General features: G+C 64.4%; 19 protein-coding genes. 7 read left to right on the forward strand and 12 right to left on the reverse strand.

Going from position 1 to position 15,844, the window contains the following annotated elements; all coding sequences use genetic code 11:
* The first annotated feature begins 32 nt into the window (after nucleotides 1–32).
* Both J2R78_RS27940 and J2R78_RS27945 read left to right on the forward strand, forming a co-directional pair.
* A complete protein-coding gene (locus J2R78_RS27940) occupies nucleotides 33–305 on the forward strand; it encodes a DUF3551 domain-containing protein (protein ID WP_092089968.1) in 273 nt (90 codons plus the stop codon).
* A 115-nt stretch (nucleotides 306–420) separates the two neighbouring features.
* Complete coding sequence (locus tag J2R78_RS27945) at nucleotides 421–693, forward strand: DUF3551 domain-containing protein (RefSeq protein ID WP_016844297.1); 273 nt, start codon at nucleotides 421–423, stop codon at nucleotides 691–693.
* A 24-nt stretch (nucleotides 694–717) separates the two neighbouring features.
* Here J2R78_RS27945 and J2R78_RS27950 read toward each other — a convergent pair whose 3' ends face one another.
* The 7 genes from J2R78_RS27950 to J2R78_RS27980 are packed head-to-tail and all read right to left on the reverse strand — an operon-like array spanning nucleotide 718 to nucleotide 6,638.
* Complete coding sequence (locus J2R78_RS27950) at nucleotides 718–1,917, reverse strand: FAD-dependent monooxygenase (RefSeq protein WP_253607608.1); 1,200 nt, start codon at nucleotides 1,915–1,917, stop codon at nucleotides 718–720.
* 10 nt (nucleotides 1,918–1,927) lie between these two features.
* On the reverse strand, nucleotides 1,928–2,323 hold the full coding sequence (locus J2R78_RS27955) for a hypothetical protein (RefSeq protein WP_253607609.1): 396 nt from the start codon (nucleotides 2,321–2,323) through the stop codon (nucleotides 1,928–1,930).
* A gap of 23 nt (nucleotides 2,324–2,346) precedes the next feature.
* Complete coding sequence (locus tag J2R78_RS27960) at nucleotides 2,347–2,529, reverse strand: hypothetical protein (RefSeq protein WP_035632139.1); 183 nt, start codon at nucleotides 2,527–2,529, stop codon at nucleotides 2,347–2,349.
* A 39-nt stretch (nucleotides 2,530–2,568) separates the two neighbouring features.
* Nucleotides 2,569–3,162 carry a 3-phenylpropionate/cinnamic acid dioxygenase subunit beta gene (locus tag J2R78_RS27965; protein WP_253607610.1) on the reverse strand — a complete coding sequence of 198 codons (594 nt, stop codon included), beginning with the start codon at nucleotides 3,160–3,162 and terminating at the stop codon, nucleotides 2,569–2,571.
* Between the two features lie 31 nt (nucleotides 3,163–3,193).
* Nucleotides 3,194–4,000 carry an SDR family NAD(P)-dependent oxidoreductase gene (locus J2R78_RS27970; RefSeq protein ID WP_253607611.1) on the reverse strand — a complete coding sequence of 269 codons (807 nt, stop codon included), beginning with the start codon at nucleotides 3,998–4,000 and terminating at the stop codon, nucleotides 3,194–3,196.
* Nucleotides 3,997–5,346: an aromatic ring-hydroxylating dioxygenase subunit alpha gene (locus J2R78_RS27975; RefSeq protein ID WP_253607612.1), complete on the reverse strand. Its 1,350-nt coding sequence runs from the start codon at nucleotides 5,344–5,346 to the stop codon at nucleotides 3,997–3,999. Before J2R78_RS27975 ends, J2R78_RS27970 begins: the two co-directional genes overlap by 4 nt.
* 56 nt (nucleotides 5,347–5,402) lie before the next feature.
* Nucleotides 5,403–6,638: an ABC transporter substrate-binding protein gene (locus tag J2R78_RS27980; RefSeq protein ID WP_253607613.1), complete on the reverse strand. Its 1,236-nt coding sequence runs from the start codon at nucleotides 6,636–6,638 to the stop codon at nucleotides 5,403–5,405.
* 130 nt (nucleotides 6,639–6,768) lie between these two features.
* Between J2R78_RS27980 and J2R78_RS27985 the strand changes: the two genes are divergently transcribed.
* Nucleotides 6,769–7,566, forward strand: a complete 798-nt coding sequence (locus J2R78_RS27985; protein ID WP_253607614.1) for an IclR family transcriptional regulator — start codon at nucleotides 6,769–6,771, stop codon at nucleotides 7,564–7,566.
* Here J2R78_RS27985 and J2R78_RS27990 read toward each other — a convergent pair.
* A complete protein-coding gene (locus tag J2R78_RS27990) occupies nucleotides 7,542–8,465 on the reverse strand; it encodes a ketopantoate reductase family protein (RefSeq protein ID WP_253607615.1) in 924 nt (307 codons plus the stop codon). The genes J2R78_RS27985 and J2R78_RS27990 overlap by 25 nt on opposite strands.
* Nucleotides 8,466–8,664: 199 nt before the next feature.
* Here J2R78_RS27990 and J2R78_RS27995 point away from each other — a divergent pair, with 199 nt between their 5' ends.
* Both J2R78_RS27995 and J2R78_RS28000 read left to right on the forward strand, forming a co-directional pair.
* Nucleotides 8,665–9,480, forward strand: coding sequence for an ABC transporter ATP-binding protein (locus J2R78_RS27995; protein WP_225162586.1), 816 nt, complete (start codon nucleotides 8,665–8,667; stop codon nucleotides 9,478–9,480).
* Nucleotides 9,480–10,265, forward strand: coding sequence for an ABC transporter permease (locus tag J2R78_RS28000; RefSeq protein ID WP_253607616.1), 786 nt, complete (start codon nucleotides 9,480–9,482; stop codon nucleotides 10,263–10,265). Before J2R78_RS27995 ends, J2R78_RS28000 begins: the two co-directional genes overlap by 1 nt.
* 76 nt (nucleotides 10,266–10,341) lie before the next feature.
* On the opposite strand, the gene J2R78_RS28005 is transcribed toward J2R78_RS28000, so the two are convergent.
* Both J2R78_RS28005 and J2R78_RS28010 read right to left on the reverse strand, forming a co-directional pair.
* Nucleotides 10,342–10,740: a hypothetical protein gene (locus tag J2R78_RS28005; RefSeq protein WP_253607617.1), complete on the reverse strand. Its 399-nt coding sequence runs from the start codon at nucleotides 10,738–10,740 to the stop codon at nucleotides 10,342–10,344.
* Nucleotides 10,741–10,746: 6 nt separating this feature from the next.
* Nucleotides 10,747–11,586, reverse strand: coding sequence for a helix-turn-helix transcriptional regulator (locus J2R78_RS28010; RefSeq protein ID WP_253607618.1), 840 nt, complete (start codon nucleotides 11,584–11,586; stop codon nucleotides 10,747–10,749).
* 92 nt (nucleotides 11,587–11,678) lie between these two features.
* Between J2R78_RS28010 and J2R78_RS28015 the strand changes: the two genes are divergently transcribed.
* The gene (locus J2R78_RS28015; protein WP_253607619.1) at nucleotides 11,679–12,563 is read left to right on the forward strand and encodes an SDR family oxidoreductase; all 885 of its coding nucleotides are present in this window, start codon (nucleotides 11,679–11,681) and stop codon (nucleotides 12,561–12,563) included.
* A gap of 72 nt (nucleotides 12,564–12,635) precedes the next feature.
* On the opposite strand, the gene J2R78_RS28020 is transcribed toward J2R78_RS28015, so the two are convergent.
* Together J2R78_RS28020 and J2R78_RS28025 are read right to left on the reverse strand one after the other, a co-directional pair.
* A complete protein-coding gene (locus tag J2R78_RS28020) occupies nucleotides 12,636–13,961 on the reverse strand; it encodes a 4Fe-4S binding protein (protein ID WP_253607620.1) in 1,326 nt (441 codons plus the stop codon).
* A 220-nt stretch (nucleotides 13,962–14,181) separates the two neighbouring features.
* Nucleotides 14,182–14,631, reverse strand: a complete 450-nt coding sequence (locus J2R78_RS28025; RefSeq protein ID WP_225162591.1) for a cupin domain-containing protein — start codon at nucleotides 14,629–14,631, stop codon at nucleotides 14,182–14,184.
* Between the two features lie 182 nt (nucleotides 14,632–14,813).
* On the opposite strand from J2R78_RS28025, the gene J2R78_RS28030 reads away from it, so the two are divergent.
* Nucleotides 14,814–15,839: an ABC transporter substrate-binding protein gene (locus J2R78_RS28030; RefSeq protein ID WP_253607621.1), complete on the forward strand. Its 1,026-nt coding sequence runs from the start codon at nucleotides 14,814–14,816 to the stop codon at nucleotides 15,837–15,839.
* Nucleotides 15,840–15,844 lie beyond the last annotated feature (5 nt).

A 15,844-nucleotide genomic window follows, 5' to 3' on the forward strand; every position in this document is an offset into this window, starting at 1 on the left:
CGGCGATCCGGACCAGGCTTGAGGAGAATTCGATGCGCTTGAAATTCATCATCATCGCCGCCCTCGGCGCTGGTCTCGCCGAGCCCGCCGCCGCGCAAATGTACGATCCGAACTATCCGGTGTGCCTGGAAGTCTATGGCGGCAGGCTGACGCCCGAGTATATCGATTGCAGCTACACGTCGCTTCCGCAGTGTCAGGCGACGGCCTCGGGGCGCTCCGCGACGTGTTCGGTCAATCCGTTCTACAAAGGTCCGAAAAAGCCGCCAAAGCAACGGGGGCAGCGACAACGCCAATCCGCCAACTAGCGCGCTCAGGCTTGCCGCCTGCCGTTGCTCAAGACTGTATGGCCGTCGTGTCCCCAGTGCGGTTGACTAACTCCGGCAGTTGTGAGGAAACGGTCCGAGCAATAAGGAGAATCCGATGCGCCTGAAACTTTTCGCGATCGCTGCGTTCGCGGTCGCGCTCGCCCGACCTGCCGCCGGACAGGCCTATGATCCGAACTATCCGGTCTGTTTGCATCTCTATAACGGGCCGATGGCCGGAGACCACATCGATTGCAGCTACACCTCGATCCCGCAGTGTCAGGCGACGGCATCGGGTCTCTCTGCGATGTGCATCGTCAATCCCTTCTTCGCTCCTCCGCCACCACCGCCGGAACGTCCGGTGCGCCGCGGACGCCATCCCGTTCAGTGAGGCGGGCCCGCGAAACTCGTCCCGTCAAAGCGGCACACGCAAGGCATCGTAGGTGAACAGCCAATCATAGCGCTCGCGCACCCGGTCCGGCTGCCATTCGCGCGAGACATAGGCGTCGGCGCCTTCGGCGTCGGCAAGCGCGGGATTATGGAAGCGCCTGGCATTCTCGGCCGACTTCACCACGATCGCGTTCGTCCGCGTCAGCCGTGCGGTCTGGTAGCGCTGCAGCGCTTCCTCGGGCGGGAAGCCTTCAAGACAGCGCGCCAGCACCATGCCGTCCTCGATCGCCATGTTGGCGCCCTGGGCCAGGAACGGCAGCGTCGGATGCGCGGCGTCGCCAAGCAGGCAGGCGCGCCCGACGACGAAGCGATCGAGCGGGTCGCGGCCGAGCAGCGCCCATTTGTAGGGAATATCGAGGCTCGCGATAATGGTGTGGATCTGCGGATTCCATCCGGCAAAGGCTCCGCTGCAGGCCTCGCGCGTGCCGCGTTCGGTCCACGATTCGACCGACCAGCTCTCACCCTCGAAGATACCGACGAAGTTCAACAACTCGCTGCGGCGAACCGGATAGGTGATGACGTGGCCGCCCGGGCCGATCCAGTTGGTGCCGACGTCGCGCCTGAGCGGTGACGGTAGCCGTTCCATCGGCACCAGTCCGCGCCAGGCGGCCACGCCCGAAAAGAACGGCTTGGTGTCGCCGCCGATCTGCCGGCGAATTGCGGAGTGCACGCCGTCGGCGCCGACCACGACGTCGCCGCGCCGACGCTCGCCGTTGGCAAAGTCCAGCCAGATGCCGTCGCCGTCCTGGTCAAATCCGGTGCAGCGGCTGCCAAGATGCAGCCGCCCCGGCGCCCGAACCGTGAATGCGTCGACCAGCACGCGGTGAAAGTCGCCGCGATGCACCATCCAGTAGGGCGCGCCATAGATCGCGCGCGAGGAGGCGCCGAGGTCGAACAGTTTCCAGGTCCGCCCGGTGCTGAACAGCCTGATCTCCTTGCCCGAGGGCTCGCAGGCGATGGCCTGCATCTCCTGCTCGAGGCCGAGCGCGATGAGGACGCTGGTGCCGTTGGCGCTGAGCTGGACACCGGCGCCGAGCTCGCGCAGCTCGGACGCCTGCTCGAAGATCTCGACCTCGATGCCACGCTGCAGCAGCGACAATCCGGCGACAAGGCCGCCGATCCCGGCGCCGGCAATCAGCACTCTTGGCTTGCGGTGAGTACTCACGCGAACATCGCTATCTGCGCGTGATCAGGAAGTCGTCGGTGAATTCGCCGCGCGACAGCTTGACCGGGATCTCGCCGTCGCTGCCGATCTCGACGATCTCCGAGCCGGACTTGCTATTCTCAGGGGTTAACAGCTCGATGCGCTCGGCGATCCGCTCCGCCTGCCAATCGGTCAGCTTCCAGGCAAACCGGCCGCCGAGATCGCGCATGCCGAATTCGTCGTCGGCAGGCGCCAGCACCAGCGCGTCGCGCGAGACGGCGTCGGGAATCCGCTCCGCGACGGCAATGGTCTGCGGGTCCTCGGCAAAGCGCCGCAGCAGCATTGCCAGGGCGGCGAGATCGGCAGATTCGCCGAGGAACAGGAACAGCGGATGAAAATCGCTCGGCATGTATTCAAATCGCAGCATGATCGTCGGTCCGTTGACTGGGACTACTCGCTGAGCACCTTGATGACGTCCTGGGCGTGGCACAGCTCCACCGTGCCAACGTCGGCGGGCCGGGCAGGGCACTCCAGATAACGCACCTGCAGCCACTGGCCGTCGTCCATGTTCTCCACCACTTCGGCGACGACGCCGGCCTCAAGTTTCAGCCGCGTCCCGACCTTGATCGCCATCACGTCAATCATCGCTACCCTTGCAATCCTTGGACCCGCTCAAAAGAACGTCGTGAGATTCTTGGCCAGCAGGATATTCTGTTCAAGCAATATCTCGCGCCGCGCGATCTTCCAGCCAGTGTCGGTCAAGCGTAGCGCGTCGTTGCGGCGGCCGACGAAGATGTAGGTCTCGTACTCGACGCGGTTCTGGTAGACGAGGAAGCGGCTGGTGACATCCAGCTCGCGCGCCGCATCGATATCCGGCTGCGCGCCCTTGATCTGCGCATTGCTGACCATATGCGTGATCCGCGACAGCGGCTCCTCAGCATAGTGCACCCCGGTCAGGATCTGCTCGACCCGCTTGGTCAATGTCCATTTGTCTTCGTCGAACCAGCTGATGCCTTCACCGCGTTTGGTGTTCTCGCGCGCGGCCTGCTGGCCGAACTTCACGTTGCGGCGGATCGGCATGAAATAGCTGATGTCGTCGGTGAGTAGCTCGAGCCAGTCGCGGAAGCGCCGGTCGTCGAGCAAATCGGCCTCGTGGTAGTAGAAATCCTCGACATCGGCCTTCAGCCGGTAGTAGGCCGCCGATCGCTCGATCGCAGCGTTGCCGGCGTGTTGTCGTTTGTCCTGATCCTGAACGGTCGTCGTCATCGCTATCTCCTCATCAGGCATCGCAGGGTTGTCAGAGCGCCGTCTTTGGCGGAATCGGTCCGCCCTGCTGGGCGAAGCACCCGACATCGATCACGGTGCCGGACAGCGTTTCCGCTTCCGGCGACAGCAGGAAGGCGACCACATTGGCGATGTCGTCACCGGCGGCGACGCGGCCCGCGGCGGTGCCCGGCGCGCCCTTGCCGAAACGCGCCGCATCGCCGCCGACACGGCCGAGGCTCATGCCGCTGACGATGCCGCCACCACCGGGGATCACGGTGTTGACGCGGATGCGCTGGTGGAAGAAGTCGTAGGCCATCGCTGCGCTCAGCGCGACAACGCCGCCCTTGCTCGCGCTGTAGACCGCCATGTTCGGCTTGCCCCAGCCGGCGCCGGATCCGATGTTGACGATCGAGCCGCCGCCTTGCGCGATCACGTGCGGGATCGCGGCGCGGCTAGTCAGATACGGTCCTTTCAGATTGACGGCGATGATCCGGTCGAACAGCGCCTCGTCGGTGTCGAGCACCGTGCCGAGCGGGCCGATCGCGGCGTTGTTGACGACGCCGTCGATGCGCCCGAACCGCGCCATCGCGTGCGCGACCACCTCGGCGACATCGCCGGCCTGCGACACATCGGCTTCCATCAATTCGGCGGAGAGCCCTTCGCGATCAAGCTCTTCGCGCAGGGCCGGAATGGCGTTCTGCGCGGTACTCGAGACCTGCGCCGCCTCGAGACCGAAGGCGACCACCGCGTGGCCGCGCCGCGCAAGGCCGAGCGTGATCGCGCGGCCGATGCCGAAGGTGCCCCCGCTGACGAGGACGGTTTTTGCGGGCGCGGTCATTCTGCGGCCTGCCGGTTGCCAGCGGGTGATCCGAGCAACTCGTGCCAGTCGCCGCCCTGCATGTAGGTGGTCCAGCGGCGATAGAAGCCGCGCGCGATCTGCTCGGTGACTTGCGTCGAGACATCGCCGCCGAGCGGATGATCGGTGACGTAGGCGCCCATCGACTGCTGATAGTTGAAGGGATAGCGCCGCGCCACCGTGCCGGTGCTCGCCGCGGTGGCATAGAGCCAGTTCTCCATGTCGTCCTGTTCGGTCATGCCGGCAGGGCCGGAGTAGCGCATGTAGTAGCGGCGCAGATATTCCTTGGCTTCCTTCGGCGCATCCTTGTCGACCAGGAAAAAGCGCCAGCCTTCGGTCGAGGTCGGGCTGTGCGGATGCCAGGCGCAAAGTCCGCGCGGCTGACGGCCGTGATAGGAGGTGTTGGGGAAGATCGTGCCGACGAACGGCAGCAGCCGCGCCCCTTCGCCGAGCCGCCGTTTGCGCTCCTCGAAACAGTGCCGGAAGTATTTTTCGAGGATCGGGCTGTCGAGGAAGGACTCGATATATTCATTGGCCTCCGGCTGGATCGCGCTGTGCACGCCATGGCCTTCCGGAAAGCTGATCCAGACGTGCTGTGCCTTCTCCAGCTCGTCGTCGCGGCGGCCCTTCTTGCCGGCGGCAGCGCTCGGCCCGATGCCGATCAGGTCGACCGAGCGATGGCTTGGATTGTGATAGGTGTCGCCGAGGAAATTCTCAGCAGCGAATTTCCAGTTGGCGGGGAACACCCATTTGTGGACGCCGATCACCTCGGAGCCGCCCTCGCGGCCGTCGCGGCAGTCGAGCGCCTGGTCGAGATGGACCTTGGCATCGCCGAGATAGGTGATGAAGTCGGGCGCGTCCTTGTCCCAGGTCGCCCAGATCGAGCCCTTGTAGTTGCAGAGCTTCGCCACCGAGACCAGCGAGTTGGCGTCGCGGTCGAGCACCCCGTCGTACAGCGTCCGGTGCAGCGGAACGCCCTGCAGCTTGCCGTCGGTGGTGTAGGTCCAGCTATGATAGGGGCAGGTGAACAATGACGTGTTGCCCTGCTCGTAGCGGCACACCTTCATGCCGCGGTGCCGGCACGAATTGAGAAAGACGTGGATCTCGCCCTTCTTGTCGCGGCAGAGGATGACGGATTCCTCGCCCATCCGCGACGTGTAGAAATCGCCGGGATTGGGCACCAGGCTTTCGTGCCCGACCAGCAGCCAGGCACGGGTGAAGACCTTGTCGAGCTCCTGCCGATAGATATCGGCGTCCACGAAGATCTCGCGGCTGATGAAGCCACCCTTGACGTCAACAAGCTGATCGAAATCGTTGCGAAGCGGCATCGGCTCCTCCTTGTCTGGCCTGCGCGACCGTCAGTCGCGGTGAATGATGGTGCGTCCTACTTGTCGAGCTTGCAGCCGCCCGTTCCCTCGGGGCGGAAGGCCTTGTCGCCGGGGATGGCCGCGATCTTCTGGTAGTAGTCCCAGGGATATTTGCTCTCATCCGGCTTCTTCACGCGGTAGAGCGAGAGGTCGTAGACGACGCGGCCGTCTTTGCGGATGTGCGCGGGGCGGCCGAAGAAATCGACCGGCAGCTTGCGCATCTCGGCATTCACCGCCTTCGCCTCGTCGCTGCCGCCGGCCTCGATCGCCTTCAGATAATGGCGCACGGCGGCGTAGGTCGCGGCCTGCAATTTGGTCGGCTCGCGCTTCTCGATCTCGATGAAGCGCTTGGCGAAGGCGCGGGTGCCGTCGTCGTCATCCCAGTAATATTGGGACGCGATGTACATGCCCTGCGCGTCGCGCAGGCCGATCGAATGGACGTCGGAGATGAAGGTCAGCATGCCGACGATGGTCTGCCCGCCCTGTTGCAGGCCGAATTCGTGGGTCTGCTTCACCGCGTTGACGGTGTCGGCGCCGGTGCCGGCCAGCGCCACCACCTTGGCGCCGGAGCTCTGCGCGGCCAGCAAAAAGGATGAGAAGTCGGTGGTGTTGAAGGGATAGCGCACCGCGCCGATCACCTTGCCGCCCGTATCGGTCACCGCGCGCGAGGCATCCTTCACCATCGCGGTGCCGAACGAGTAATCGACCGCGACGAAGAACCATTCCTTGCCGACGCGGCGGCTCAGCTCGCCGACCAGGCCGGCCGACAGTGCGTAGGTGTCGTCGGCCCAATGCGTGACGACGGGCGAGCATTTGTCGCCGGTCAAATCGGACGTCGCGGCGCCCGAGACCAGCGCGGTGCGGTTGCTCTGCGTTGCAAGGCCGGCGACGGCGAGTCCGACCGAGCTCACGGCGAGATCGGTCACCGCGTCGACGTGTTCGACGTCGAACCATTGCCGCGCGATCCCGACCGCAACGTCGGGCTTGTTCTGGTGATCCGCCGAGATGATCTCGATCGGCTTGCCCAGCACCTTGTTGTGAAAATCCTCAGCGGCAAGCTTGGCCGCGGTCACCGAGCCCGGCCCGCCGAGATCGCGGCCGCTGCCGTAGTCACCCAGCACCGCAATCCGCACTACGCCGTCCGAGATGCCTGAGCCGTCGGGGGCGGCGTGCGCCAGCGGCGCCGAAAGCATCAGCGTGGCGATCGCGGCGGCGGCCGATCTGCGCGAGGCGTTTGTCTGCAGCAATTCCAATCCTCCCGTCGATTTTCACGTGTCCATTTAGTGGACATTATTCTCATAATTTGCGATACTAGCCGCGCGGGCCGATTGGTCAAGCGCGCTGGATGCAGCGCGCCCCTGCCGATTTTGCGGATGTAGACGGATGGCAAAGAAACCGAAGGCGGAAGTTCACGACGCCGAGCAGGGGGCGTCAGGCGTGCGGGCGGTCGACCGCGCCATCGCGATCCTGCAATGCTTCACGCCGGATCAGCCGGCGATGAGCGTGATCGAGATCCAGAAGCGGGTCGGGTTGAGCCGGCCGACGCTCTATCGCCTGCTACAGACGCTGGCGCAGCGCGACCTGATCCAGGCCGAAGGCGACCCACAGCGTTTCCGGCTGTCGCACGGCGTGATGAAGCTGGCCCATGTGTGGCTGAAGGGTCTCGAGGTGGTCGCGATCGCCCGCCCGGTCGTCGAGGGCCTGCGCGAGGCGACCGGCGAGACCGCAGCGTTGTTCCGCGAGCAGGACGATCGCGGCATCTGCATCCTCGAATGCGAGAGCCGTCACGTGCTCTCGATCAGCCGAGGCGTCGGCCACAGTCTGAGTTTGATCCAGGGATCGACCGGCAAGGCGATGCTGGCCTTCATGGACCCGAAGCGGCAAGCCGCGCTTCTTGCCAGCATTGCAAAGAGCGCGGACCGTGCGCGGCTCGAGGACGCGCTGAGCTTTGCGCGGCGCAACGGCTATGCGACCAGCCATGGCGAGATCTTCGCCGGCGCGGTCGCCGTCTCCGCGCCGTGTTTCGATCACCGCGGCGAGGTGGTCGGTTCGGTCGGCCTCTACGGACCGAGCGCGCGCATCGACGAGCGGAAGCTATTGGAATATTCAAAGCTGGTGCGCGAGGCCGGGCGGCAGATTTCGGTTCTGCTGGGCTATCAGGACGGCGCGCCCATCGCATAGGGCTTCAACACCGCATAGAGCATGTCGTGCGTCGGCGTCGGGACGCCGAGCTTGCGGCCGAGCTCGACCACCTTGCCGTTCAGCCACGGCAGTTCGAGCCGGTTGCCGCGCTCGAGATCGAGCGCCATGGAGGCCTTCATCGCCGGCGGCGCGTGTCCGATGAAGTCGAGCACTTTCGTCAGCGCATCCGGCGGCAGCTTGATGCCGCTGGCGTGCGCGACGGCGATGATCTCCTCGCAAGCCGATACGAAGAGCGGGCGCAAATCGGGATCGTCGCGCAGCTTGCCGATCGGCAGCCGCGTGACCGCGGTCATGCCGGCATTGGTGGCGAGGCCGACGAACTTCATCCAGAGCTCGGTGTTGATCTGCTCGCTCAAGGTCGCGTCGAAGCCGGCCTTCAGGCAGAGATCGAGCAGCGCCTTGCCGCGCGGTGTGATGCGGCCGTCGAGCTCACCGAAGATCATGCGCATGAAGGTGCCGACCTGGTTGATGACGCCAGGCTTGATGATCGAGGCCGAGATCTGCGCCACGCCGCCCATCACGGCGTTGCGTCCCAGGATCGGGACCAGCCTGTCGGGCGCGTCGATACCGTTCTGCAGCGGGATCACCGCGGTGTCGGGGCCAACCATCGGCCTGATGTGTTGGCCGGCGCTCTCGACGTCCCACAGCTTGACGCAGAACAGCACGATATCGACCGGGCCGACGCTTGCCGGATCGTCGGTCGCCTGGGTCGGGACCAGATGGGTTTCGCCGCGGCCGCCCTGAACCTTCAGCCCCTCGCTGCGCATGGCGGCCAAATGAGCGCCGCGCGCGATAAAGGTGACGTCCGCGCCGGCATGCGCGAGCGCCGCACCAAAGCCGCCCCCGACGCCTCCGGCGCCCACCACTGCGATCCGCATGATTGTCGCCTTGTCCGTCGCTTTGGTCCGCAGCCTCGACGATGTCGGCGCAATGCGCAACCCGGTTGCGCAATTGAGCAACCCTGGCCTGTCTGAAAATCGCGTGACCACAGCCTTGTTTGCTAGGCCATCTTCCTGCGTTGACTTGCCCGCCCGAACCGCTAAGCCATCTCGGAAAGTTCGGGAGGGATGCGTGGCGATGACGGAGCCGACGGCGGTCGCGCTTGACAGTGCGACGGTGGCGTTTCGGTTGGCGGATGGACGCGTCTATACCGCGGTCGAACAGGCCAATCTTTCGGTTGATCATGGCGAGTTCGTCGCCATTGTCGGACCGACTGGATGCGGGAAATCGACGCTACTTAACGTCACGGCCGGGCTGCTCAAGCCCGCGGCCGGAACGGCAAGGATCTTCGACAAGCCGCTGAGCGGCCTCAACCGTGATGCCGGCTACCTGTTCCAGGCCGATGCACTGTTCCCCTGGAAGACCGCGATCGACAATGTCGCGATCGGGCTCGAGATATCAGGCACGCCGCGCGCCGAGGCGCTCGCGCGCGCGCAGAAATGGTTGACCTCGGTCGGGCTCGGCGCCTTCGCCAATCGCTATCCGCACATGCTCTCGGGCGGCCAGCGCAAGCGCGTCGCGCTGGCGCAGGTCCTGATCCGCGATCCGAAGATCCTCCTGATGGACGAGCCGTTCGGTCCGCTGGACGCCCAGACCCGGCAGATCATGGGCAATCTGCTGCTGGAATTGTGGAGCGCTGACCGCAAGGCGGTGCTGTTCGTCACCCACGATCTCGAGGAAGCGATCGCGCTGGCCGATCGCGTCGTGATCATGTCGGCCGGTCCTTCCGCGCGCATCATCGGCGACTGGCGCATCACGCTGCCGCGGCCCCGCGACATCGCCGAGATCCGGATGGAGAAGGATTTCCATGCCCTGCACCGCGAGATATGGGGCGTGCTGAAGGACGAGGTGATGAAGGGTTATGTCCAGTCGACGCAGGCGGGAGCTGCCTGATGTCGCGCGTCACACTGTTGTCCCTGCAGGTTCTGGTCGCCGTCGTCACGCTGGCGCTGTGGCAGGTCTTTTCCACCGTGCCGGTGTTCGGCAAGGTGTTGCTGCCGCCGTTCTTCTTCTCCAATCCGATCGACGTCTTCAGCCAGATCGTGAAATGGTTCTCGACCGGGGTGATCTGGAAGCATCTCGCGATCACGTTGTGGGAATCCATCCTCGCCTTCGCGATCGGCTCGGCCGGCGGCATTCTGGTCGGCTTCTGGTTCGCGCGGCAGCCGCGCGTCGCCGCGGTGTTCGATCCCTATGTGAAGATGGTCAACGCGTTGCCGCGCGTGGTGTTGGCGCCGATCTTCGCGCTGTGGTTCGGGCTCGGCGTCTGGTCCAAGGTCGCGCTCGGCGTAACCCTGGTGTTCTTCATCGTGTTCTTCAACGTCTACCAGGGCGTCAAGGAAGTGCCGACCACGGTGCTCGACAATGGCCGCATGCTCGGCATGAACGAGCGGCAGCTGATGCGCCACGTCTACTGGCCGTCGGCGCTGTCCTGGATGTTCTCCTCGCTGCACACCTCGGTCGGCTTCGCGGTGGTCGGCGCGGTGGTCGGCGAATATCTCGGCTCCGCAGCCGGCCTCGGCTACCTGATCCAGCAGGCCGAGGGCGTTTTCGACGTCGCCGGCGTGTTCGCGGGCATGTTCGTGCTGTCCGCCTTCGTCATCCTGATCGACATGGGCGTGACGATGGTCGAGAATCGGCTGCTGGTGTGGCGGCCAACGCCGGTGACGCGGGACTAGGGCACAAGCTTGGCGCGTCCCGAACGAAAGAGGCCGCCAGCGTTGGTGGCCTCTCCGCATTCGCGACGCGAAAGCATCAGGTCTTGTATCCTTGACTGGTGCACCACCATGAGGTGCCCCAGCTATCGTGGCCTAACTTGAGCAGGAATTCCCGGCATTCGTTGTAACTGTGGAAACGTTGGACGAGACGTGGCGCGCACGGCACCGGCGCCGGATTGGGCCAACTGCTGGTGACGGAGCAACCAGACGGGTGTGTTTCCGCGGCGGCCTGCGTGATGAGTTTGCGCTTGTTCTCAGCATTCGCAGATGCAATCGAAACGATTGCGACAGCTAGGCCTGCGACGCAAAGTGACGAGGCTTTCATGGCTATCTTCTCCCATCCACCGTTGGCTCGGTGGTGGCGCACTATACCATAGGTCGCATCAAAGGAGCGCTTCAATTCGCGTTTCGCTTCGTGTACGGCGCCGACGATCATGTCCGTTCATTTCCCGGGTGCGGTGTTCATCAACCCGCGAATCTTCTCCGCCACCTCGGGGTCGATCGGATTGTAAACGATCATGCTGAGGTCGGGTCGGCCGTCGACCGCGAACGCCGAATATTCGAACTTGACCGGGCCCAGGATCGGATGCCGGAGCTGCTTGACGCCTTCGCCGTGCGTTCGCACGTCGTTGTCGCGCCACAGCGCCGCGAATTCCGGACTGAGCCGGCAGAGCTCGTCGACGAACGGCTGCACCTCGGCAGCGGCGCCGGCACGTGCTGCGTCGACCCTGAAGGCGCCGACCACGAAGCGCGCCACGCTGGCCCAGTCATGTTGTGCGGCGCGGACGCGCGGATCGAGGAACATGAAGCGCAGCACGTTGCGCTCGCGCGGCGGCAGCGATCCGTAGTCCGTCAGCATCACGGTCGCGGCCCGGTTCCAGGCGACGATATCCCAGGTCGCGGTGCGTATCACGGCGGGGCGCGGCTCCAGCGCGTCGAGCACGCGCTGCAGCCGGGGCGTGACGCCTTCGCTCTTCTGGTAGCGCACCTCGGGCGTGCGGCCGAGGCCGAGCAGGAACAGATGCTCACGCTCGACATCGGTCAGCATCAGCGCACGCGCGATGCGGTCGAGCACATCGGCCGAGGGCGCGCCGCCGCGGCCCTGTTCGAGCCAGGTGTACCAGGTCGCGCTGATGTTGGCGCGCTGCGCCACCTCTTCGCGGCGCAGGCCCGGCGTGCGCCGCCGCTCCGGCGGAAAGCCGAACACGGCCGGATCGAGCTTGCTGCGGCGGTCCTTCAGGTAGGCGCCGAGCAGGTTCTCTTGCGCGAGCGGTTCGCTCATCCTGTTAGCTATTATACCATGATAAGGTCACTACTTTAACAGGATAGCGCGCAGGGCCAGATTTGTCTCCAACGAAACCTGGAGACTTCCTCATGCGTGTGTTCGTCACTGGTGCCACCGGATTCATCGGCACGCCCGTCGTCAAGGACCTGATCGCCGCCGGACATCAGGTTCTTGGTGTGGCCCGTTCGGACGAGGGGGCGAACGCGATCTCTGCCCTTGGCGCGGAGGTTCTTCGCGGCTCGCTCGAGGACCTTGATAGCTTGCGCAAGGGGGCAAGCGCGTCGGATGCCGTCATTCACCTGGGCTTCGTTCACGACTGGTCCAATTTCGCGAAGAGTTGCGAGATCGACCGCTGCGCCATCGAAGCGCTGGGTTCTGTTCAGGCCGGATCGGACAGGCCGCTGATCGTGACCGGGGGCTTGGCGGGATTGGCCGCGCCCGGCCAGATCGCGACTGAGGACCAAACGATATCGCCGGATTTCCCATTCCCCCGCGTGTCGGAACAGACAGCCTTGTCGCTAAAGGGCGTCCGCGCGTCGGCCATGCGTCTTCCCCAGGTCCACGATCCTGTCAGGCAGGGTCTCATCACCCCATTGATCGCGGTGTACCGCGAAAAGGCCGTGTGCGCCTATCTCGGCGACGGGCAAAATCGTTGGCCGGCGGCGCATGTTCTCGACGTGGCGCGTCTCTACCGGCTGGCCATCGAAAAGGCTGAGCCGAACGCAAGGTATCACGCCGTCGCCGAAGAGGGGGTCTCGATGCGCGATATTGCCGAAACGATCGGACGGCGGCTGAAGCTGCCGGTCAAATCCATCGCCCCGCAAGAGGCGCAAGCCTTCTTTGGCTGGCTCGGCACGTTCGCTGCATACGACATGGCGGCCTCCAGCGAGCAGACGCGCAGGAAGCTTGGATGGCAGCCGACCGGGCCGGGGTTGATTGCCGATCTCGAACAGCTGGTCCATCCCGCCCAGTAAGAAGCAGCGCAGTAGGATGCGTAGGGTGGGATAGCCGAAGGCGTAAGCCACCCTACGCATCTACGCTGCGGCTCAGAGCGGGAAGCACCGCATGTAGGCGGCGAACAATGCTTCGTCGCTGTAGCTCACCAGCTTCGCGGCAATCGCGTCGGCCAGTTCGAGGTCGCGGTTCTGCACGCGCAGCCAGGCCTGGGTATCGGCGGTGATGGTCAGAGCCGCCTCTCCGACATGCCGTCCCGGCACGACCTGGAGATCCTTGCCCTTGATCGCAACGGTCATGTCCCGCGCGCTCGTGCCGGTGAAGCGCAGATGCGTCACGAAATCCAGACCTCGGGCCCTGCCGCGCTGGAATCCGAGCGAGAGCGAAAAGATATAGGCCTGCAGGCTGCCGGTATGGCGGCCGGACGTGACATGCTGAAGCTTTTTGTGCGGAAAGCGCCGCGTCACCGTGTCCTCAGCGTCGGTATCCGGGATCACGTAGACGAACTCGTCCTTGTCGATCAGCGGCTGCACCACATCGGAGAAGTGGGCGTCGCGATCGTGGAGGAAGGGGCCGATCACGTCTTCGCCGGCCGGGCAGGCCGAAATGCAATAGGCCGCCTTGTAGCCAGGCTTGAACGACAGCGATTGCCAGATGTTTAGCGTCTCGGTGCGGGGAACGCGGGCGCGATAATCCCTTGCGTCCTTTGCATCCGCGACCTTCTCCACCCACTGCGAGAAGTTGCCGAGAAAGTCGTGATAGTTGTGGGTGTGGCAGGACAGGAAATCGAAGCCGCCGTCCGGCTTGATGGCGCCGACTGGGCAGGCCGCGACGCACAGTTTGCACTCCAGGCAGGGATTGTAGTCGATCGGGTGGTCATGCGCGTCGACCTCGCATCCGAGCAGGATGGTGCCGAGCAGGACGAAGCTGCCGAATTTCGGGTGGATGACGCTGCGATGGATTCCCATGCGGCCGAGACCGGCTTCCACCGCGATCGGCTTGTGCTGGACCATCATGATCCTGGGCAGGTCCATCTCCATCGGGAACGCGGCAACCGAGTTGCAGGCCGGGATGCCGTGCTCGTCGAGCGCGCGAACGATGGCACGCGCGGTTTCGTTGACGTGATCGTAGGTGCTGTGGAATTCCTCATTGGCGACCGAGCGCGAGGGCGAGCGCACCGGCTCGCGGTTCATGTGGCAGACGATCGCGAGCAGGGAGCGCGTCCGGCCATAGACCTTGCGAATGAAGTCCCGCTGCGGCGCGATGGCGGTCCGTTCGAACTCGATGATGCCGACATCGTCGGCTCCGCATCTGCGCGCGATGTCCTTGATCAGCTGCGATGAAACCGGGACGTCGCGGACCGGTTCGCTGCTGCGAGCGCGCACAGCCCTGACCGTGGGGTGATCGTCCAGGCTCATGAGTCTAGCTTTCTATGAAATGACGATCGTCATACTATGGAGCGAACGAACTTGAGGCAAGTGAATTATCTGTCAAGTGTCATGTCATGGAACCGGCGCTGGCGCGCGCGCGACTTTCGTCATTGCGAGGAACGAAGCGACGAAGCAATCCATGGGTCCGCCTATCCGGAGAGATGGATTGCCTTCGCTTCGCTCGCAATGACGTTGAGGATGGCCGCAATCAATCCAGCAGCTTGGTATCATCCGGCGCCTGCGGCGGCGTCTTGATCGCGATGGCCTTGATGGCGCGGCCGTTCGGCTTGGTGCCGCCATGCGGCGTGCCCTTCGGGATCACGATCAGGTCGCCCGGCTTCACCGTCACTTCCTTGTCGCCGAGCCAGACCGTGCCGGTGCCTTCGAGGACGAACTGCATCTCGTTGGTGTTGGGATGCATGTGCTTCGGCACATTGCCGTCCTGGATAGAGACGGTGGCGCCGTCGGCGGAGACGAACATCTTGGAACGGAAGCCGACCTTGTTGGCGTCGCCGAGCTTGTCGCCCTCCATCTCGCCGGTGTGGATGACCTGCGCCGTGATGTTTTCGGCGGCGAGCGCCGGCCGCAGCAAATGGGTGATGCCACAGCCCGCGGCAAAGGCGGTAGCGATCGACAGCGCGGTTGCAATACGATTCATGAAGACCTCCCTTGATGTTTCCCTTGAAGTATTCTTGGTGCTTATGGTTTTGGCGCTTCTTCTGCGTTTTCTTGTATCCGCGATGCTATGCCGCCCCCGCAGGCTTGACCAGCTGTCGGAAAGTCGCCTTCTCAAGGCCTGCCGGCTCCTCTATCTTGCCGGCCAGTCGAACGGAGGACGTCATGAACAAACTGCTTGGCAAGCTTGCCGGAATGCTGTTGGCGCTGACCCTGTACACGGGCCTTGCCGCGGCGCAAAGCAAGATCACCATCGCGGTCGGGGGCGGCGCCTGCCTGTGCTATCTGCCCACCGTGCTGGCCAAGCAGCTTGGCGAATACGACAAGGCCGGGCTTGCGGTCGAACTGGTCGACCTCAAGGGCGGCTCGGACGCGCTCAAGGCCGTGCTCGGCGGCAGCGCCGACGTCGTCTCCGGCTATTTCGACCACTGCGTCAATCTCGCGGCCAAGAAGCAGGAGCTGCAGGCCTTCGTGGTCTATGACCGCTATCCCGGCCTCGTGCTGGTGGTGTCGCCGAAGCACACCGGCGAGATCAACTCGATCAAGGATCTCGCCGGCAAAAAGGTCGGCGTCAGCGCGCCGGGCTCCTCGACCGATTTCTTCTTGAAGTATTTGCTCAAGAAGAACGGCCTCGATCCGGCCGGCGCCGCCGTGATCGGCGTCGGTCTCGGCGCCACCGCGGTCGCGGCGATGGAGCAGGGCCAGATCGATGCTGCCGTGATGCTCGATCCTGCCGTTACCGTGCTGCAGGGCAGCTACAAGGACCTCAAAATTCTCAGCGACACCCGCACCCAGCACGATACGCTTGCAGTGTTCGGCGGCGAATATCCCGGCGGCGCCCTGTATTCGACAGCGGCCTGGGTCAACGGCCACGAGAAGGAGGTGCAGGCGCTGACCAATGCGATCATGGCGACGCTGGCGTGGATCCATTCGCACAGCGCCGAGGACATCATGGCCAAGATGCCGGATGAGATCGTCGGCAAGAACAGGGCGCAGTATCTCGCCGCGCTGAAGAACACGATTCCGATGTATTCGGAAACCGGCAAGATGGACCCCAAAGGCGCGGAAGCTGTGCTCGCGGTGTTCAGCGAAGGGTCACCCGATGTCGCGAAGGCCGGCATCGACGTCACCAAGACCTACACCAACAAGTTCGTCGATCAGGCCAAGAAGACCACCGGAAGCGGAAAGTAAACGCG

This window comes from Bradyrhizobium sp. USDA 4538, from assembly GCF_024171045.1.
Classification (GTDB): domain Bacteria; phylum Pseudomonadota; class Alphaproteobacteria; order Rhizobiales; family Xanthobacteraceae; genus Bradyrhizobium; species Bradyrhizobium australafricanum.

What these genes read in the sequence shown, in the direction of transcription:
- J2R78_RS27940 (WP_092089968.1), top strand. Translation starts at nt 33, where the DNA reads ATGCGCTTGAAATTCATCATCATCGCCGCCCTCGGCGCTGGTCTCGCC.
- J2R78_RS27945 (WP_016844297.1), top strand. Translation starts at nt 421, where the DNA reads ATGCGCCTGAAACTTTTCGCGATCGCTGCGTTCGCGGTCGCGCTCGCC.
- J2R78_RS27955 (WP_253607609.1), bottom strand. Translation starts at nt 2,323, where the DNA reads ATGCTGCGATTTGAATACATGCCGAGCGATTTTCATCCGCTGTTCCTG.
- J2R78_RS27960 (WP_035632139.1), bottom strand. Translation starts at nt 2,529, where the DNA reads ATGGCGATCAAGGTCGGGACGCGGCTGAAACTTGAGGCCGGCGTCGTC.
- J2R78_RS27965 (WP_253607610.1), bottom strand. Translation starts at nt 3,162, where the DNA reads ATGACGACGACCGTTCAGGATCAGGACAAACGACAACACGCCGGCAAC.
- J2R78_RS27970 (WP_253607611.1), bottom strand. Translation starts at nt 4,000, where the DNA reads ATGACCGCGCCCGCAAAAACCGTCCTCGTCAGCGGGGGCACCTTCGGC.
- J2R78_RS27975 (WP_253607612.1), bottom strand. Translation starts at nt 5,346, where the DNA reads ATGCCGCTTCGCAACGATTTCGATCAGCTTGTTGACGTCAAGGGTGGC.
- J2R78_RS27985 (WP_253607614.1), top strand. Translation starts at nt 6,769, where the DNA reads ATGGCAAAGAAACCGAAGGCGGAAGTTCACGACGCCGAGCAGGGGGCG.
- J2R78_RS27990 (WP_253607615.1), bottom strand. Translation starts at nt 8,465, where the DNA reads ATGCGGATCGCAGTGGTGGGCGCCGGAGGCGTCGGGGGCGGCTTTGGT.
- J2R78_RS27995 (WP_225162586.1), top strand. Translation starts at nt 8,665, where the DNA reads ATGACGGAGCCGACGGCGGTCGCGCTTGACAGTGCGACGGTGGCGTTT.
- J2R78_RS28000 (WP_253607616.1), top strand. Translation starts at nt 9,480, where the DNA reads ATGTCGCGCGTCACACTGTTGTCCCTGCAGGTTCTGGTCGCCGTCGTC.
- J2R78_RS28005 (WP_253607617.1), bottom strand. Translation starts at nt 10,740, where the DNA reads ATGATCGTCGGCGCCGTACACGAAGCGAAACGCGAATTGAAGCGCTCC.
- J2R78_RS28010 (WP_253607618.1), bottom strand. Translation starts at nt 11,586, where the DNA reads ATGAGCGAACCGCTCGCGCAAGAGAACCTGCTCGGCGCCTACCTGAAG.
- J2R78_RS28015 (WP_253607619.1), top strand. Translation starts at nt 11,679, where the DNA reads ATGCGTGTGTTCGTCACTGGTGCCACCGGATTCATCGGCACGCCCGTC.
- J2R78_RS28020 (WP_253607620.1), bottom strand. Translation starts at nt 13,961, where the DNA reads ATGAGCCTGGACGATCACCCCACGGTCAGGGCTGTGCGCGCTCGCAGC.
- J2R78_RS28025 (WP_225162591.1), bottom strand. Translation starts at nt 14,631, where the DNA reads ATGAATCGTATTGCAACCGCGCTGTCGATCGCTACCGCCTTTGCCGCG.
- J2R78_RS28030 (WP_253607621.1), top strand. Translation starts at nt 14,814, where the DNA reads ATGAACAAACTGCTTGGCAAGCTTGCCGGAATGCTGTTGGCGCTGACC.